This window comes from Pseudomonadota bacterium (assembly GCA_026390555.1).
Lineage (GTDB): Bacteria > Bdellovibrionota_C > UBA2361 > UBA2361 > OMII01 > OMII01.
In genome coordinates this window covers 1-18306 of the sequence record JAPLFS010000026.1, presented here as the reverse complement: position 1 = coordinate 18306, position 18306 = coordinate 1, and the positions used below count along the sequence as shown (strand labels likewise).

20 protein-coding genes are annotated in these 18306 nt (G+C 50.9%); 14 read left to right on the top strand and 6 right to left on the bottom strand.

Going from position 1 to position 18306, the window contains the following annotated elements; all coding sequences use genetic code 11:
* Positions 1-9 precede the first annotated feature (9 nt).
* A complete protein-coding gene (locus NTV65_02880) occupies positions 10-492 on the bottom strand; it encodes an SCP2 sterol-binding domain-containing protein (GenBank protein ID MCX6114147.1) in 483 nt (160 codons plus the stop codon).
* 150 nt (positions 493-642) lie between these two features.
* Here NTV65_02880 and coaE point away from each other — a divergent pair, with 150 nt between their 5' ends.
* Complete coding sequence (gene coaE, locus NTV65_02875; protein ID MCX6114146.1) at positions 643-1284, top strand: dephospho-CoA kinase; 642 nt, start codon at positions 643-645, stop codon at positions 1282-1284.
* A gap of 247 nt (positions 1285-1531) precedes the next feature.
* Here coaE and mqnB read toward each other — a convergent pair whose 3' ends face one another.
* Genes mqnB through NTV65_02860 form a run of 3 tightly spaced genes read right to left on the bottom strand, consistent with a single transcriptional unit; the run spans position 1532 to position 3758 of the window.
* Positions 1532-2221, bottom strand: a complete 690-nt coding sequence (gene mqnB / locus NTV65_02870) for a futalosine hydrolase (protein ID MCX6114145.1) — start codon at positions 2219-2221, stop codon at positions 1532-1534.
* Complete coding sequence (locus tag NTV65_02865; protein MCX6114144.1) at positions 2218-3189, bottom strand: Solitary outer membrane autotransporter beta-barrel domain; 972 nt, start codon at positions 3187-3189, stop codon at positions 2218-2220. Before NTV65_02865 ends, mqnB begins: the two co-directional genes overlap by 4 nt.
* Before the next feature lie 20 nt (positions 3190-3209).
* Positions 3210-3758 carry a hypothetical protein gene (locus tag NTV65_02860; GenBank protein MCX6114143.1) on the bottom strand — a complete coding sequence of 183 codons (549 nt, stop codon included), beginning with the start codon at positions 3756-3758 and terminating at the stop codon, positions 3210-3212.
* 204 nt (positions 3759-3962) lie between these two features.
* On the opposite strand from NTV65_02860, the gene NTV65_02855 reads away from it, so the two are divergent.
* The 7 genes from NTV65_02855 (at position 3963) to NTV65_02825 (ending at position 13080) form a co-directional block, all read left to right on the top strand.
* Positions 3963-4931, top strand: coding sequence for a glycine zipper domain-containing protein (locus NTV65_02855; protein MCX6114142.1), 969 nt, complete (start codon positions 3963-3965; stop codon positions 4929-4931).
* A gap of 257 nt (positions 4932-5188) precedes the next feature.
* Positions 5189-5743, top strand: a complete 555-nt coding sequence (locus NTV65_02850; GenBank protein MCX6114141.1) for a hypothetical protein — start codon at positions 5189-5191, stop codon at positions 5741-5743.
* Positions 5744-5996: 253 nt separating this feature from the next.
* On the top strand, positions 5997-6899 hold the full coding sequence (locus tag NTV65_02845; GenBank protein ID MCX6114140.1) for a branched-chain amino acid transaminase: 903 nt from the start codon (positions 5997-5999) through the stop codon (positions 6897-6899).
* Between the two features lie 29 nt (positions 6900-6928).
* A complete protein-coding gene (locus NTV65_02840; protein MCX6114139.1) occupies positions 6929-9007 on the top strand; it encodes a bifunctional 3-deoxy-7-phosphoheptulonate synthase/chorismate mutase in 2079 nt (692 codons plus the stop codon).
* Positions 9008-9010: 3 nt separating this feature from the next.
* Positions 9011-10096 (top strand): 3-dehydroquinate synthase, encoded by a 1086-nt coding sequence (aroB, locus tag NTV65_02835; GenBank protein MCX6114138.1) that lies wholly within the window; start codon positions 9011-9013, stop codon positions 10094-10096.
* A gap of 8 nt (positions 10097-10104) precedes the next feature.
* The gene (aroA, locus tag NTV65_02830; protein MCX6114137.1) at positions 10105-11412 is read left to right on the top strand and encodes a 3-phosphoshikimate 1-carboxyvinyltransferase; all 1308 of its coding nucleotides are present in this window, start codon (positions 10105-10107) and stop codon (positions 11410-11412) included.
* Positions 11413-11514: 102 nt separating this feature from the next.
* Positions 11515-13080 carry a PQQ-binding-like beta-propeller repeat protein gene (locus NTV65_02825; protein ID MCX6114136.1) on the top strand — a complete coding sequence of 522 codons (1566 nt, stop codon included), beginning with the start codon at positions 11515-11517 and terminating at the stop codon, positions 13078-13080.
* A 449-nt stretch (positions 13081-13529) separates the two neighbouring features.
* On the opposite strand, the gene NTV65_02820 is transcribed toward NTV65_02825, so the two are convergent.
* Positions 13530-13865, bottom strand: coding sequence for a VapC toxin family PIN domain ribonuclease (locus tag NTV65_02820; protein ID MCX6114135.1), 336 nt, complete (start codon positions 13863-13865; stop codon positions 13530-13532).
* 23 nt (positions 13866-13888) lie between these two features.
* Positions 13889-14083 carry a type II toxin-antitoxin system VapB family antitoxin gene (locus NTV65_02815; GenBank protein ID MCX6114134.1) on the bottom strand — a complete coding sequence of 65 codons (195 nt, stop codon included), beginning with the start codon at positions 14081-14083 and terminating at the stop codon, positions 13889-13891.
* A 140-nt stretch (positions 14084-14223) separates the two neighbouring features.
* Between NTV65_02815 and NTV65_02810 the strand changes: the two genes are divergently transcribed.
* The 6 genes from NTV65_02810 to aroC form a co-directional block, all read left to right on the top strand.
* Positions 14224-14664: a hypothetical protein gene (locus tag NTV65_02810; GenBank protein ID MCX6114133.1), complete on the top strand. Its 441-nt coding sequence runs from the start codon at positions 14224-14226 to the stop codon at positions 14662-14664.
* A 52-nt stretch (positions 14665-14716) separates the two neighbouring features.
* Positions 14717-15592, top strand: coding sequence for a hypothetical protein (locus tag NTV65_02805; protein ID MCX6114132.1), 876 nt, complete (start codon positions 14717-14719; stop codon positions 15590-15592).
* A 20-nt stretch (positions 15593-15612) separates the two neighbouring features.
* Complete coding sequence (locus tag NTV65_02800; GenBank protein MCX6114131.1) at positions 15613-16137, top strand: shikimate kinase; 525 nt, start codon at positions 15613-15615, stop codon at positions 16135-16137.
* The gene (gene aroE, locus NTV65_02795) at positions 16119-16967 is read left to right on the top strand and encodes a shikimate dehydrogenase (GenBank protein ID MCX6114130.1); all 849 of its coding nucleotides are present in this window, start codon (positions 16119-16121) and stop codon (positions 16965-16967) included. The genes NTV65_02800 and aroE overlap by 19 nt, the downstream gene beginning before the upstream one ends.
* Before the next feature lie 52 nt (positions 16968-17019).
* Positions 17020-17718, top strand: coding sequence for a type I 3-dehydroquinate dehydratase (locus tag NTV65_02790; protein ID MCX6114129.1), 699 nt, complete (start codon positions 17020-17022; stop codon positions 17716-17718).
* Between the two features lie 27 nt (positions 17719-17745).
* Positions 17746-18306: chorismate synthase (aroC, locus tag NTV65_02785; protein ID MCX6114128.1), on the top strand; the 561-nt coding region annotated here is incomplete at its 3' end.

Genomic DNA, 18306 nt, shown 5'->3' with positions numbered 1-18306 from the left:
TGCTATCTCTTATTGGGAGCGCTCACGGGGCGCTACCAGGTTAAAGAGATACACGGCCATACCAACCTTGCCCTTAATCCTAATCTTGTCAGAGAGCATCGCTACCTGCGGATTCAAATCTCCTGAACGAACGGCCATAAGGCTCTGCTCGTTTAACGACACTATGCACTCTACAGTAGATGAATCGCTACCCTCACCTATAGTTAAAGTTACATCACTTGAAAGAGGTGGAAGCTCATCGCACAACACATCCCGACCGTTCTGGATAAGCTTGCGTGCGACCGGTTGATTATCATACTCATCATCAAGCTCCTCCTCGAGGGGCTCCTCCTGCGGCGCAGCGGCTCCGGCTGGTTGATTAGTCCAGGTTTCATGATCACCGTCCCGGTGCGCCTTAGAGGGGGCCTGTTCCTCGGCAAGGAGTTGCTCATGCGCCGGAATCTGGTCTGCTGGATCTTGTACCTGTTGCTCTGTGTTTATCTTGTCCGGCATAGGATTCCTTAGTTTAAAATGTCCCCAACTATATCTTACTGGGAGTCCCCATATAAATACCCTCTGCTACGATTTACTGCAATCTGTTAGGGGTTAAGGACTCATCCTATTAGCTGCACAAAGCCCCGCCAACGTGTTATCAAGTACCTAATGAAGACAAAGTCACCCTCCCCGGCAAAACGCTCCGCCAATGTGGTTGTTCTTACTGGAGGAATAGGGTCCGGCAAGTCTACCGTTGCTAAGTACCTAGAACGGTGGGGCGCATCCGTTGTTGATGCAGATCTAATCGCCCGCGCCGCGGTAGCGCCTGAAACCCCTGGCCTGGCCGCCGTTATTAAACACTTCGGCCCTCAGATCGTGTTGGAGGATGGTACCCTTGACCGTTCCAGACTTGCGGCTATCATCTTTACCGACAAGGCGAGTCGCAAAGCGCTTGAATCGATCCTGCACCCGATTATCAGAACGATGTGGCTTGAGAAGCTTGCGCTAATTCAGCGCAATCCACTTGTAGACCTGATCGTCTATGTACTTCCCCTCTTCTTTGAATCAGGCTTTAAATACCCCGAGGTAAATAAGATCATCCTCGTTACCGCTCCAGAGGAGCAGCGCATTGCGCGTATCGTAGAGCGAGATGAACTCTCGCCTGAGGCGGCGCGAGCTAGGATTCAGGCCCAACTCTCGGATGACGAGAAGATCAAGCGCAGTCATTACATTATCTTTAACGATTCCTCGTTGGGAAATCTAGAAGCTCAAGCGCGCATCTTCTTCAGCAAGATTGCGAAGAAGGTCTAGCGGTAACTGGTCACCGTAGTTTAATGTCGCGATTCAAGCTATTGAGATTACTTCAAGCTATTGAGATTACGGCGAAGTTTCATAGGTAATTCGATTGGTCGTCCCCTGATCGGGGACGGCAGATTTTGTGACCAGTTAATGTTTTCACCCCCGATTTGCTCCGCAAATCGGCCCCTTAGGGGCTATTGAGTGTCATTATCGTATGCGAATATTTCTGGAATATGCTGACTAGGTACGTCTAGCGAAACTAGCTCATAGATTCCTCAAGGAGCACTCCGAGAGTTGCGTTAAGAACCGCCACTGCTCCAGGGATATCCCAGGAGCCTTTATCCCGTGCTCCAACCATGTCTGATACGGATCTTAGTGAGACGAAGGGGACGTTCTTCAGAAGGCAGGCATAAAATAGCGCCGCTCCCTCCATGTTAACCAGCTCTGGAACATAGCGCTCACGCACCCAAGCTATACTAGACTCGCTACTGAGTACTCGATTAACAGTAACCGAAGATGCGCGTGGCAGGGCGCTAAGCGCTTTAATCATAAGCTCTGGGGCGATCAATCGTCCCTGCGAAAATGGTGCCTGATTAGGATCTAATAGCCCCATCTCCATAAGATCAAGGAAGCCCCCATTATCTTCTGCTCCGAGGTCCGCTAAACTCTCCTGACTAACAACGGCGATAGAACGTTTGGGAAATCTATCAGTAAAGCTGCCAGCAATTCCAGCCTGTACTACCAGGTCGTACCGTTCGCGCGCGAGTAGCGCCGTCAGGTGTATCCCACACTGCATCTGTCCCAGCCCGGTAATCAGACAATCAAGCCCCTTGCCCGTTAGTAGAGTTCCCGCTGCTCCAAAACCAGAGATCTCGCTAGCGCTAGGAATATTTGCCGCTATGGTTGGCAGAACCTCAAGCATGGTAGCCGAGACGAGTAGTACCCTCAAAATTTTCCTCCTAAGCCGATATGATAACCCTCAAAACTATCGCCGGTCACATAGCTCCCCCCCCAGCTAATCTGAGAGAACCAGATAAACTTCTCCTTAAAGTCCATCACCAGATCCGCCCCTACCTCAAAGAGATTAACTAGGTCCAACCCCTTGGATGCCTTTCCGCTGATATTGCTCCATTGAAAGAAGGGCCGTAGAGATAACGGCGCAGAGATCGCCTCAATCCCGAGCGGCTGAGTATAGGCAAATCTGTTCCATAACAAGCCAGTTGCGGAATTAATTGTGATAGCCGAGCTTGATGATGCGATTGAATCATTAAAGATATGACTATATCCCAGGGTGTACTGAACTATAGATTCGCCAAACTTACTCTGATAGAGCGCCCTAATCGTTGGTGTATAGGTCAATAGATCTAAGCTCCAGTTGTACAACAGGTCATCCTCTGGTTTGAAAAATTTTTGGCTATACTCATTTTTAAAATCATAGTTATTTCTGAGGTGAGAATAGGCGAGCGAGATTGAGGCTGCCAACTTGAAATCCTCACTCAATGTAACGTATGCGCCTAGCCCGGTAGCCACTGAGATAAGATCGGAGGTTGATAAGTCGTTCTCCCCTACTCCATTAACCGGCGCAACTCCGCCTACAACCTTAAGCAACCCAATGCTGCCTTGCACGAACGGCTGAACGGAGCCGGCACCATCTGTCAGCAAAGCCTCGAAGGGCGTCCGTATTGTATTGTAACTGGTATCTGGTTGCCCAATACGGTGCTTGTCAAAGTGCCCCGTAGAGAAGGTATCCTGAGATGCAAAAAGGGTCGTGGTATTAACCGACTCGTTTATAATCTCGTTACTGAAGCGCTGTTGCTCGGGGGTTATTGTGGAGCCTTGCGCAACAAGCTTCTGCCACGGCTGAAACACGCAGACGATAAAGAGCGTTACGCGAGCTAAACGGACCCATACAGACATACAACTCCAGCCAGAAATAATTACCCGACGGTGACAACCTCCTGCTCATCCGGATCGAACTCCTGGTCGCATCCGAATAATACGGTACCATCATCGGCCTTGGCTTCTACGATAACTACATTTTCAGCACGGCGTCCATCAAGTGTCATCTTGAGTTGTGCGTCTGAGCCATCGCTAGGCATATATGCCCCGTCTAGATCATTATCATCAAGAATAAAGGTAAGATATGTATCGCCATTTGAGCAGCGCAGTATCGTGGGGTCTACCCCCTTATCGCGGCTACCCGGTTCGTTAATCTCGGCAGAACTGCTGCGATATGCAAGCTCTCTAGGGAACTTAACTACGACGGTCACCTCTCCATCGTCAAGAAATACCTCGTTCTGATCAAACACAAAGTCTATCTTAAATACCGAGCCATCTCCAAGTTCGATCGTTGAATCGTTCGAATCGATCTCTACAACCTGCGTGACCCCGCTACCGCTATAATCGGTGGTATTCGCACACCCAGATATGAATGCAATCGATACAATAGCGAACGATACGGTAAAAAGCAGATTCAGTCGCAGCATAAAGACCTCCAAACTAACGGTCCTAATACTACCCCAGATCTGTAGGTAATGGAAAACAGTTTAGAGCCCCAAGGTACGCAACAAACGGGGGCCGTTGCCGATTATGTAACTACAAGTTCGCTCTAGGTGGTTTCTGGCCTTATATCAAGGCCAAGCGACCACTGATCAAACAGCTACTGAAAAGATATTTTTAAGGAGATATATATGGGATTTCAGGGTATTCAGGGTCTTCTCTCTTCAAACGTACTTCAACAACTGGTCGGTGGTGCTGTTGGTGATTCAAGTAAAGACAAGGCCTCCCAATTTCTTACAGGCGTGCTCCCTCAATCTTTAGGAGCCTTACAGCTGCTGCAAAAGGCCCCTGCAGCGGGCGCTCTATTAGAGGGTGCGGGATCAGCTCTTAATACAGCAACCTCAGCAATACCAGGCATTGGAGCTGCCGCTACGGGGGCGACCGGCTTCCTTGGGATGGGCGCAGGCATCTTTGGCGGAATCATGGGAGCCGCGGACCTGATAATGAATTGGGGTAAATCAACACCGGCAGGTGGTGCTGCAAGTGGTGCCGCTCTTGGAGCAACGATCGGTAGTATCTTTCCCGGCATCGGTACCGTTATCGGAGGCGCGCTTGGGGGGATCGTAGGGGGGCTTTTTGGTAGCATTAAAACCGGAAAGCACAAAGACCAAAAGGTACGCGATTCGGTGCGAGGTCTGCTGGTGCAGGAACAGGTCATCGACTCGTCGAATAAACTCACCTTGGCGAACGGAACGCAGTACGACATGGGCGCTGATGGTAAACCTAGGGCGGAGTTAGGGGGACGTCGACCATACGAGATCGACACTAAGAACCCACTCGCTAAGTACGCTATCTCGTGGCTCAATCCGGTGATGGATCTTTTAAGTGGGGGCAATCAGAAGGTTAAGAGCGATTTTATCGGCTACTTTACTAACGCCGCACTTAGTAACGCTACCTCGCTCGATGATGTGCGCAAGAACGTCAATACATTCATCGCTAAGTTTAAACTAACCGATGAGAGCTTGGCAGAGTCCATCACTAAGTCCGTCCAGGCTGGACAGCTAGACCAACAAACCGCTGCGGCATACATTAACGGGATTAACGAGCGCAGGGATGTTAGCTTTATGGGAGAGCAGCAGACACCTACAGCAGGGGTGTAGCGAACTCCGAAAGAGGATCCGAAAGAGGTACAACCTCAGAACGATGTTGCATAGGACTAACAACTCGAGAGCCCTATAAGCTTTACCCCCCCAGAAATATCGGTGGGGGGGGGGGGGGGTAAAGCTTCCTAACTAACTACCCTTGCGGATTTATAACCAAGTCAGGTAAAATTGGTACTGGCGAGAGCCGGCTCGCAAGATTGCTGGGAAATGCCCCTCATCTTAACAACGAAAACATTACAGGAAGGTAGCTACTAATGATTACTGCACGACGAGTCCTACTCTCAATCTTAGCGCTAGGTGTGCTCGTATCAAGCACCGCCTGGGCAGACGATTCAAGTAACTTAAGCGCTCGTTCCATTCGCAAGCTGGCGCGGCGGGGTGACCCAAAAGCATCGATCAGTGCTTTTAGCAACGTATGTAGCACAGTCAAAGAGGTTACCGGCAACGAGTTCCTCTGGAAATCTGTGATCTCAAACCACATTCCGACAAGTGATGCCCGTGCAGCTGGCCCAACATTTATCTGCAACGAGGAATGTCCGCCCCTATTCCCTATGAATTTCTACTACTCAGATGGCGTTAAGGCCGGCGCTGTAGGGTACTATGGAACCTATTCTAAGACCGGTAAGGCGCGTGCCTATTGCGCGGCTGGCGGGGCACCTCGGTGCTCCATATCTCAGATCTCTATCAAGTCGAAGCGTAGAGGCAGAGACGGATTTGTGTACGTACAGCTAAGTGGATCAAGCGTCGCGGCTGCGGATACAGTTTGCTATAAAGTTACGCCAGTCGGTAGAACCGGTAACGCTGGTTAGTATCTAGTTATAAGGTCTTAACTAGCCTAATCTGGAGAGGGAGCCATAGGCTCCCTCTCTTGCTTTAAACAGGTGTAAAGGATATGTTCTTTGTATGAATAGATCGTCTGCCCTTCCTACATTTTGGTATTTTATCAGGTCTTGCTAAGGCAGAGCATCAGCACGTGCTGAAATGAAGGCTCTGCATAACTGCAGGGCCTTTTTTTTTGCCTGAGCGTAATTCAAGATTAGAAAACGTCAAAAGGAAGCGTTAATGGAGAGCACTGAATTTATCTGGATGAATGGCACCTTTGTTCCCTGGAACGAGGCTAAGATTCACGTACTTAGCCATTCCCTGCACTATGGGGGTGGTGCATTTGAGGGCATTAGGGTCTACAAGACCGCGCAGGGCCCGGCGGTATTTCGTCTACAGGAGCACATGCAGCGGCTACACTATTCAGCTGGCGTGCTCGGCATGGCCATCCCCTATTCCGTTGAGCAGCTGTGTGCAACAACCTGCGAACTACTTAAGCGCAATAAGTTAGAGCAGGGCTACATCCGCCCCCTTGTCATATATGGATATGGCGTAATGGGCCTCGATCCAAGCAACGCCCCACTGGAGGTCATTATCTCCTGCTGGCCGTGGGGCGCCTACATTCCGGTCGAAGCGGCCGATATCAAGGTAAGCAAGTATATCCGTATCCATCCCGACTCGACCGTTGCGGATGCGAAGATATGTGGCCACTACGTTAATAGCATCCTAGCGGTGCTTGAGCTGAAAGGTTCGCGGTATCACGAAGCGCTCTTCCTAGATACTAACGGGTTTATCGCTGAGGGTCCGGGAGAGAACTTCTTTATGATTAAGGATAACGAGATCATCACACCACCACTTGGGACGATCTTAGCTGGCATTACCCGCGCAACGATGATTGAGATCGCCCGTGACAATGGCTTTACGGTCACTGAAAAGCGCATATCTCTTAAGGATGCACTCGCTGCCGATGAGGCCTTCTTTACCGGAACCGCAGCAGAGGTTATCCCTATAGGCTCTATAGACGACACACCTCTGGGAGATGGTAAAGCTGGCCCTATTAGCCTCGCCCTTAAGACCGCGTATTTAGATGCGATCTACGGTCGTAATACTGACTACAATAAATTTCTCACATTCATTAAGTAACAAGAGTAACCACTGGAGATATAACCGATATGACAACAGATACAGCCCTTATAAAAAGCACCCCGCTCTCTGAGCTCCGTAGCGAGATCGATCGCCTAGACCAGGGATTGCTCACCATACTTTCAAAGCGACGTGCGATTGCAAAACAGGTAGTCGAGGCCAAGGAAACTGAACACGCTATACTGCGAGATATTCCACGCGAGCAGCAGCTCTTACAGCAACGTATCTCTGCTGGTCGTGAGCTTGGACTTGAGGCCCAGCACGTAACCAATATCTTTCACGAGGTAATCGCCGAAGCGGTTCGCACGCAGCACGACCACCTACAAGCTAAGCTAAACGGCTCCACCGTGCTGACGCACAGCAGCAGCATAGCCTTTCAAGGGATTGAGGGCTCATTCTGTCACCTGGCGGGACGGAGCTTTGTCTCCTCATCCTCAAAGACCTCGGGCACCCCAACCTTTATCGGATTTAAAACGTACCTGGAAGCGGTCCGTGCGGTTGAGGCCGGAAGCTGTGACTACGGTATTCTGCCGATTGAGAATACAACCTCTGGTGGCATCAACGACGTCTACGATCTTCTACTCAACTCCCGTGTTTCAATAGTAGGCGAGGAGAAATTACGTGTCAGCCCCTGCCTAATCGGCATGCCGAACGCACCCATCTCGCACCTTGAGCGCATCTATGCCAGCGCCCTCTCCGTCTCTGAGTGCAGTAACTTTCTTACAGGGCTTACCGATTGTAGCATCGAGTTCTGTAACGACTCCGCTATCGGGGCAAAGTTGGTTCATACGGCAGGTAATAAGCTACACGCCGCTATCGCCAGCACAGAGGCCGCCGAGATGTTTGGGCTCTCAGTGCTCCAACGTAATGTCGCCAACCAGGAGGACAACTTCACCCGTTTTATTGTGATCGCAAAGCACCCTCATAAGGTCGATGCTCGTATCACAAGCAAAACTTCCATAGTAATGCACACCCTTAATAAGCCGGGAGCTCTTGTCGAGGCACTCTTGGTGTTTAAGGAGCGTGAAATTAATCTGACAAAGCTTGAGAGCCGCCCTATTCCAGGCAACAGCTGGGAGGAGATGTTCTATATCGATTTCCTGGGAAATCTTGACTCAGATCCGGTTAAGGCGACACTTGCCGATCTAACTAAGCTCGTACGCTTTATCAAGGTGCTCGGGTGCTTCCCGGCCTGCGATGTGGAGCCGACCGTTGTAGAGCGCCCTGAAATTGCAATTAAGCCAAAGGCTGCAATAGTAATTGAGATCAAGGAGGACACTACCGCGCCCAAGAGCGCTCCCGCTAAGGACAGGGGCTACAAGCTCGTCACCCGCGAACATAAGAGCTCCAACACCATCATCGATGTCGGTGGAGTTAAGATTGGAGATGGCAACTTTCTTGTGATCGCAGGGCCCTGCTCAGTTGAATCACGTGAACAGATCATGTCTTGCGCTAAGGAGGCGCGCGATAACGGCGCAAAGATCCTGCGCGGCGGAGTCTTCAAGCCCCGTTCATCGCCCTACAGCTTTCAGGGCATGGGGTACGAAGGATTGGACCTGCTGGTAGAAGCTGGTAGGGCTTTCGGTATGCCGGTTATCACGGAGGTCATGACGACCGAGGATGTTGACCGGGTTGCGGAGAAGGCCGACATTATTCAGATCGGTGCCCGTAATATGCAAAACTTCAGCCTACTCAAGGTTGTCGGTCAGATCAGACGTCCCATTATGCTAAAGCGCGGCATGAGTTCCTCGATTGAGGAGCTCCTGCAAGCAGTAGAGTATATCCTTGCTGGCGGCAATCAGCAGGTCTTTCTGTGTGAGCGGGGTATCAGAACCTTTGAGACCGCCACCCGTGGTACCCTCGATATCAGCGCGGTTCCGGTGCTTAAACAACGTACGCACCTTCCGATCTTTATTGATCCATCACATGCTGCTGGCGTTAGAGAGCTAGTTCCACCCCTTGCCCTTGCAGCAAAGGCTGTCGGAGCGGACGGTATCATCGTAGAGTTTCATCCGGAGCCCGAGAAGGCCCTGAGCGATGGTCCTCAGGCACTCAGGTATCCGCAGTTTGAAAAATTGATGGCAGACCTTCGCAGGATACAGGTGTGATTAATGAGCTCTCTAACGATAAACGTTGCGCGAATACAATCTAGCTCACCACTCTGGGTTGGAAGGGGTCTACTTGAACGCCTCCCAACTCTTATAGCTCTAGAGAGTTACTCCTCCGTGGTTATAGTAGCGGACTCCGGTGCTAGCGCAGCACTCAAGCGCCTGACAGAAACCCTCAAGACCCCAAATGCGCGCATACTTGTGCTGGAGGGTGGGGAGCGTATGAAGGATAGTACCGGCCTGCAAGGAGTATGGGAATTCTTCGTCGCCCAAAGGCTCGACCGTCGCTCACTAGTTATCACCTTAGGGGGTGGTGCACTAAGCGATCTAGTTGGCTTTGCTGCAGCTACATATATGCGCGGTATCGCCTTTATGCACCTCCCCACTACGCTTCTGGCGCAGGTTGATGCAAGTATCGGAGGCAAGTCCGGCATCAATTTTATGGGGGTTAAGAACCTACTCGGTTCTATTATGCAGCCAATAGGTATCGTTGTTGATATCGACACGTTGGCCACACTCCCTGCTCGTGAGCTCCGTTCCGGATTCGCAGAGATAATAAAGCATGGACTAATCGCTGATGCTGACTATTTTGAGAGTGTTACGGCACGTGCATACTCAGCCCACAGCCCAGATCAGTTGGTCGATATAATCCTGCGCTCCTGCGAGATTAAAAAAGATATAGTCGAGGCGGATGAAACGGAACAGGGAGTTCGAAAAACCCTTAACTTTGGACACACCATTGGTCACGCCATCGAGAGCTACGCCATTAGTAATAAGATCTCGCTAACTCACGGTGAAGCTATCTCAATCGGCATGCTTGCTGAATCATTTATCTCGTACAAAATTGCAAAGATTACTGAGGCCACCTACCTGCAGATTAAGCATGGCATCACTCAAGCTGAGCTCCCTACAGAGCTGCCAACAAAGATTCCAGTTACTGAGCTACGCACAGCGCTGGCACGCGATAAGAAAAACGTGGGTAACGAGATAAAGTGGGTGTTAATTGATCGTATCGGTAAGGCAAGCTTCGATCTTACGGTTCCTGAAGAGCTAGTGCAGGAGGCGCTAGTCCTTATACAACCCACCTAACGTACGTTATGCACCACCTTTTACTAACACCCCCAACAAGCCCCCTTAATGCGACCCTCTCTGTACCAGGATCAAAGAGCTACACCAACCGCGCCCTCCTGATGGCAGCCCAAGCAGATGGCACCTCGCGCCTCTCCTCTGCCTCTATCAGCAGCGATAGTGTAGCCATGATCCTGGCACTTAGTAAGCTCGGAGTCGTCGTGCATCAAAGGGCTAGCGCGCTAGGCTCGGAGCTTATCGTTGCCGGTCGTGCTGGAGAATTCATCCCCTATCACGGCGTAATCGATGTCGGACCAGCCGGAACAACGATGCGTTTTCTAGCCCCTCTGTGTGCTGGTATTCCGGGGTGTGATATCACCCTCTCTGGGACACCGCACATGCATACCCGCCCGATTAAGGAGTTAGTAGATGCCCTGAAATGCCTCGGCGCAGATATAGAATATCACGGCGATACTGGATGCCCGCCCCTGCGTATCCGTTGTCCTGCTCCCTTAGGTGCAGGCACGGTTATTATGGACGGCTCAGTTAGTAGCCAATTTATATCGGCGCTTCTATTAACGGCGCCCCTTAATAGATCCGCTGACCTTACTATAGAGCTATCAAGCCCGCAGATATCAAAATCGTATATCGATATGACTCTGCAAGGCATGCGTGACTTTGGTGTATCAATTACTAACGATCAATACAGAAGCTATAAATATCAGAGTGCTGAGAGATTCGTTGCTCGTGAATACCAGGTTGAAGGGGACGCATCGGGAGCCTCCTACCTGTGGGGACTTGCCGCTATCTCTGGCGGAACCGTTAGCGTTTGTAACATAAATCCAGATTCAGCTCAGGGGGATATAAAATTTCCAGAGCTACTCGCCCGCATGGGGTGCCGTGTAACCCGTGGAGAACGATCCATCACCGTTACAGGCCCAACTAAGCTTCAAGCTATAGAAGCGGATATGTCCGCAATGCCCGACACCGCTCAAACCCTCGCCGTGATAGCGGCATGTGCAGAGGGCACAACCACCATTACAGGTCTTAGCACCCTAAGAGTTAAGGAGACCGACCGCATCGCAGCGCTGCACACAGAGCTTTCAAAGCTTGGCATAAAGAGCGAGGCTGGGGCTGATTATCTCGTCGTGCACGGCGGGATACCAGGTGCGGCTCGTATCGCAACGTATGATGATCACCGTATGGCGATGTCATTTGCTATGCTCTCGGCCAAGATCCCTGGAATTGAGATCGAGGAGCCGCAGGTTGTTGATAAATCGTTCCCTGAATTTTGGGAGACGTTACGGCTAACTGGGATCGAAATTAAATCTGCGTAACAATCGATAATCTTTAGAATAATACCGCAAACGTGTGCTCCTATTAAAGATGGCATACACTTTGATGGTTAGCCTTTCGTATCCTTTTAGTCTCTAACTCCTATGTGCATAATAAAGAGCCTCGCAAAAAGTATCGTAGTAGTGGTAGCAAGCGCCTCACTCCCACTCTTGGCCTCTGCTGAACCCATTACTGTAGAACTTGGTAGTTCAGGCCCCGGGTATAGTAGCCCAGCAATAGCTGAGATAGATGGCAACCTCAATAACGGCAAGGAGATCGTCGTTACCTCAGCCAACGGTATCGTCTCTGTGGTACTGGGAGATGGAACGGTACTATGGGAGAAAGCGCTACCAACGAACTCCTGCACCTCACTTAGCGGTAACAACAGGGCACACTCATCTCCAGCGGTCGGAGCGCTACTTGGAGGAACTAACCAGTACGTTGTGGTGGGCTACGGCGGAATCGCGGGAACTGCGTGCGGTGGTGGTGTAGTTGCCTTTAATGGCCCAGATGGCACAGAGGCCTGGAGGTTTGATCTTAAGCAGTTCGCCAAACGTAGGCGCCTATTCGCCATCAGTCACTCGGTCTTTTCATCCCCTACCCTATTCGACATAGATCAGGATGGCACACTTGAGGTTGTATTCGGTTCTCTGGACCGAAATATATACATGCTCTCTGCTAGTGGACGACTCAAGGGGTTCTATCATGCAGCGGACACAGTATTCTCTTCGGCCGCCGTCGCCGATACTAATGGCGACGCAAGTCCAGAGATCATAATCGGAACGGATATCTCTAAGAATACCGTCATAAATCCACCCACGCCGAACGGTGGCTACCTGTATGCTCTTAAAAGTAGCCTTTTTAAACGGGGTGCGGAGATAGGATTTCGTAAAGCCGGCTCAGCGGTCTGGCGGGCGGAGTTCAATCAGGTAGTGCAGTCACCCCCGGTCGTAGCGGAGCTTATCAGCGCCAATACGGGTAAAGAGGTGGTTGTTGCAACCGGCTGTTACTTTCCTGAAAATACGACCAATAAGCGCGGCAGAGATGTAAAAGTTTTTAGCCTAGCAACGGGCAGGTTGCTAAGAACTCTACAGGTCCCTGCCTGTACAGGAGCCGAGCCGGCTGTAGCGGATGTAGATGGTGATGGCCTAAACGACGTGGTTATTCCTGTACAGGGGCTCTCTGTATATGGTGGTGACGGCACTAGCCGTGTGATCGCGTGGAACCCTGATAGTAATACAACACTGTGGACAACCGTTCCGCTAGTAAACGATCACAATTCAAGCACGGTTGGTCTGTTCGGTGGTCTCGTTATAGCGGATCTAGATAAGAACGGCTCACGCGAGGTTGTCGTAGCGAATGGTAGCGGACTGACAATCCTAGCAGGAGCAACGGGGGAACACTTAAGTTGCGAAGCGGCGAGCTGTGATGATGGGAGGAGTTCATTTACCGGATTTAAAGGATTAAAGAACGCGGTCGCGGTTGCTGACCTGACCGGAGATGGAACCCTTGAACTCGTAGTTGCGGGCTCCCTTAATCGGGTCGGCACGCTTAAGATCTATACAGAGCTCGCTACGCTAATCACAAGTAGCGCTGGAAATAATCCAAACTACACCCCCTGGCCGATGTTTCGTGGTGGACCACTGCATACCGGCGTTCAGGTTGAGTAGGTAATAAAAAAACGGGCCCCTCCCCGATAAGTGTGGGTACATTAGATGAAAAACCCCTGCGCGGGAACGTGAACCGCTTCCCGTTACCTGCTCCCGCTCCGATACCGGTTAACCCTTAAAAACGGTTCCTTACCGATAAGTGTGGGTACATTAGATAGAAAACCCCTGCGCGGGAACGTGAACCGCTTCCCGTTACCTGCTCCCGCTCCGATAGCGGTTAACCCTTAAAAACGGTTCCTTACCGATAAGTGTGTTACATTAGATGGAAAACCCCTGCACGGGAAGCAGCGCACGTTCCAGCGCAGGGATTCAGCATCCATTATCTTACATTCTTCGACCGGCTTTTCTTCCAACTGCCGCTCATAGTTATGCCTTCATCCAGTAGCTTCCCACCCACACTTATTGGGGAGGAACCACACTCGCATGCTTGGCTCTATGGGGCATCCTGTTTAGTACAGAACGCCGAGGGCTGCGCACAGGGATCGAAGCTTTTTATCGGCGGTCCAAAGAGGGCTTCCTGATAGCAGCGCCGAAGCAAGTAGATGGGCATCGACCCAGCCAATTCCATGACCCATAAGTTTGCGAGATTCAACCAACTCCAGAACCTCTTCATGTTCTGCTATCGTTACGGTTGGTAATTCTTTAAGTAGGGCTAGGATCGTCTGGCGATTTTTGAGATTGCCACAACCGAGCTCCCCTATCACAAATGGGTGCGCGATTACCTCTGCTTTCTTCAGCAGTTGCACCAGCCCCGGACTGCCTCGACGAAGATGATCTACCCAAATCTATGTATCAACCAGAATCACGCTTAGTGCCCGGCTCTTCGTCTGCGTATAGGACGCAGAGACTTTTCGGAGCCTCCTAACTCTGCCAATCTGCGACTGCTTTCACGCGCAATTAGCGCTTCAAGCCCAGCTTTTACGAGCGCTGTTTTCTCTCCTATTCCAGTAAGTTTAGAAGCTTTTTTTATCAAGGAGTCATCGATATTTAAGGTTGTTCGCATGCATATAAGTAGGCCTGATTAATGCATATGATTCAAGGTTTATTAACAAACCGCGCAGCAATGCTGTGGGGGTGAATAGTTTCAAGGTAGTCAAAGGTTCCGGATAGCCTCTACACATAGCAATAAAGTAGACTCATACTATGCCCCTAGAAAAAGAGCTGCTTGAGCTTGCGCTCACACTAATATTACCGCTGCTTGCGCTACTGCCCTTAGTGCGTCCAGCCCGAACTATCCAAAGGTGGGTAGGTTACGTACTACTTACCGCAGCGACTGCGGTCCTCAGCATCGGATTCCTGATGAGCCGCTTGCTAGCGCAGTGCTTAACTAACACCCCCACCTGCTCGAACTCACAGGTTATAACGCTATACCTAGCGGGCCTAACGAGCAGATATTCCGATTGCTCGGTATGTATGGACATCACCCCATCTACGCTGCAACGGCTGGCACTCCTCCTAAACGGCTCCCATATTCAGGTCGCGGTGGTGGCAACCGCTCTCTGTCTACTAATGAGCTTGCTTACATTGCTCCGTTTTGCGCTATGGACCAGGCGAAACGCGCTGCTCCGTAATGAACAGAGATAACCTCATGAAACTATTTACCGACAAGTCTATACTGGGGTGAATAGTTATCCTCTTGGTGGATATATGCCTCGGTGCTACCATCTATCTAATGATGTTTGACAACCGCTCCGAACGCAACGATCCAGATCTACCTAGCAGGGAACAGAGAGATGCTGTAGCCGGTCGCGTTGACGATTGGCTCACGCACCAACACGGCGGATACCGTGAGATCCACGATCGCCAACTTGCAAACGCCTTTGAATCCCGCCTACGGAGGATCTATGGGCTCGATACCTGGGAGTTTGGATTCATAGAGCTACATGTAGACGAGATGCATCTGTGTGGAAGTAATGCGGTTGTTGCACTAATGACAGTTAAGGATGATGAGGGCTACTCCCTTATTCCAGACCGCAGACTCGATGTTCTCGCAGACTTTAAGTTAAATCCATCCCGATCCGGTGTTGTTCTAGAAATGCTGGGCAATCCGATTCAGGTAACACTGGTAGCACCGGATGGGGATCCTAAACATGCTGCGCTGATCCCAATCTTCTCTGATAGCGCCTTCTCTGAACTTGATCAGCACAAGTCTACCGCAGTAACTCACCTCAAGGCGATACGTTCTCATGATGATGTGTCGAGCTATCCCGTTAATCAACCCAGCCTGCTCGTTAACTTACTACTACGTACCGTTGCTATTTCAGTTAGAGAACGCTTGGTAAGATCGGGGGATAATCCCTCATCTTTGGCATGGGTTCCTGTTAGGGTTGATGATCTTGAAAGTAATGGTAACGGGATCTATTCTGTTAAGGTCTCCCTGCCGCAGCTCCGGGGGCCAGGGGAGCTTGTGTCTGAGTTTACCAAGGAGATTCATCAGATTAAGCTCGGCTTTAATCGCTTCTTCGGAACGGTTGAGCGCGAGTGGCTCTCCTCTGGATGTGCCGCGAGTTAGCACCCTAAACCTTTATTGATATGAATAAGCTTATACTGATCGGATTTATGGGGGCCGGTAAAAGTACCGTGGCTGCTAACCTCGCTGTACAGCTTAACATTCCGGCACTGGAGATGGATGAGCTTATCATTTCACGCTCAGGCTTTGGCTCGATTCCAGAGATCTTCGCAGCTAAGGGTGAAAGTTTCTTCAGAGATCTTGAGTCAGAGGTTGCGCGCACACTCGCCCAGCAGAGCAATCTCATTATATCCAGTGGGGGTGGTGTTATCGGCCGCCCCGAAAATATGGAGCAGCTCAAAACAAATAACGGCATAGTTGTCTTTCTGCGTAGCACCTTCGCTACCGTCATTAGCCGTAACGGTGACCTAACAACACGCCCCCTCTTCCGCGATGGCAAGCTGGCGCTGGCGCTCTTTAACGAACGTGCCCCTATCTACGCCTGCTGGGCTGATATAACGGTCGATACTGACGATAGATCCATTGGTGAAGTTTGCTCGGAGATCGTTTCAGGGATAGAGTCACTAGCATGTCACCCATCACCATAACCGCGCACTCCTCGCTCTGCTTAGTTATTGGGGATCCCATCTCTCATAGCCTCTCTCCAGCCATTCATAACGCCGGATATGCAGCTCTTAAACTACCGTTCGTTATGGCAGCCGCGCATGTCACCCCAGAAAAGCTGCGCGATGCTCTACGCGGCATGCGCGCCATGAATATACGGGGGTTGGCGGTGACGATGCCACACAAGATTTCAATTGTGAAGCTCCTAGATGCCCTTGATTCAACCGCTCAGGAGATCGGCGCAGTCAATACGGTAGTTAACGAGGGGGGGAAGTTAGTAGGTTACAACACCGATTGGATCGGTATCGTAACGCCCCTTGAACGCCTGGCACCCCTGCGCGGCAAAAAGGTACTCGTGCTAGGCGCTGGCGGGGCTGCTCAGGCGGCTGTATTTGGCTGTACGGGTCGTGGTGCTCAGGTAACTATATGCAACCGTACTATTAATAAAGCGCGTACTATCGCGCGTACCTGGAAAGCTGCGGTACTCCCTATTGAAAAAAACTCTGAACTGGCGGCATTTGATGTAATCATCAACACCACCTCGCTAGGTATGGGAGCCCTCACAGACGAATCCCCCATCCCAGCTAGCGCCATCTGCAAACATCACACAGTTTTTGAAACTATCTACGACCCATTCTCCACCCGAATTATCAGGGATGCAGAGGCCCAGGGAGCAACCGTACTGCGTGGGGTTGATATGTTTCTTGAGCAGGGCCTGGCCCAGTTCGAACTTCATACCGGGGGTAACAATCCGGGTGTCAATGGTACGCGCGAGGTTATGGAAAAAATCCTAAGAAATGCCGTAGGCCCGTGACCGCAGCCATGCTTTGAAGTATACTAAGAAGCTAAGTATACAACGGTAAAGCATGCTGAATAGTTCCTCCCGCGTTAATAATAGATACTGTCTGCCGATCATCAAGCGCACCCGCTCTGAAGTTCAGGCCAACATAGAGAGCAATCTTAGCAAGTTTCGTTACTTTGAGGTCTGGCTCGATTACGTCGAAGACCTAGATTCAGGATTTGCCGCCTCACTTGTGGGGCTTTATCCGCACAGATTAATAATGATCTTCAGGCGACAGAACCTGGAGCCTATGCAGATCTCATCTGAAGAGCGCTTTAAGATCCTCTCTACTCTCTCGCGCAAGCAGGTGCTGGTCGATCTCGACATCTCCGTACAAGCTGAAGAGATCACACGCTTACAGTCTGAACGGATGTCGCTCAAGACGATCCTCTCATACCACAACTACGCACTTACCCCCTCTGATACAGAGCTTAGATCGATCACCGACCGCATGGAGGGTTGGGGGGCGCATATAATGAAGATCGCCACCCACTGCTCCATCCAGAGGGATGCGCTAAGGCTCCTATCGCTCCTAATAGACCTGCGCGAGGATGGGCACAAAAGTATCGTGCTTGGCATGGGCAAACACGGAGTAATTACCCGTGTTTTTGGCACGGTCTGGGGTAATGAGATGGCTTTTGCCCCGATCGAAGCGGTCAGCAAATCCGCGCCTGGTCAACTTACCGTTGATAAACTGGACTCGATTATGCAGGCTCTTGGGTGATAGAGTGGCCTGATATAGGAGGCCACATTGGCTGGTAATTCATTCGGCGAGATATTCAAGATAAGCACCTTTGGTGAATCGCACGGCGGCGCCGTAGGGGTTGTTGTTGATGGCTGCCCCCCTGGGATAGAGATCTGTGAGAACGACATCCAGGCTCAACTGGACCGACGCAAACCGGGACAGAGCGATATCACCACCCCCCGTAAAGAGGAGGACACCATTCATATCCTGAGTGGGGTATTTGAGGGTAGAACGACCGGCACCCCGATCCTTATGTTAGCGCACAATAAAGATGTGCGCTCCGAGGACTACAACACCCTCAAAGATCTCTTCCGTCCCTCACACGCTGACTATACCTATCTATCCAAGTACGGCCGAAGGGACTGGCGCGGTAGTGGGCGCGCCTCTGCGCGTGAAACATTAGCGCGTGTTGCTTCTGGCGCTATCGCAAGAAAATTTCTTAAAGAGACCCTTGGGGTTGAGATCATCAGTTACGTTGAACAGGTTGGCCCCATCAGCGCTACGCTTGATTACGAAAAGGTTAGCGAGCGTGATGTTGAGGCCAATATCGTGCGGTGTCCGGAACCG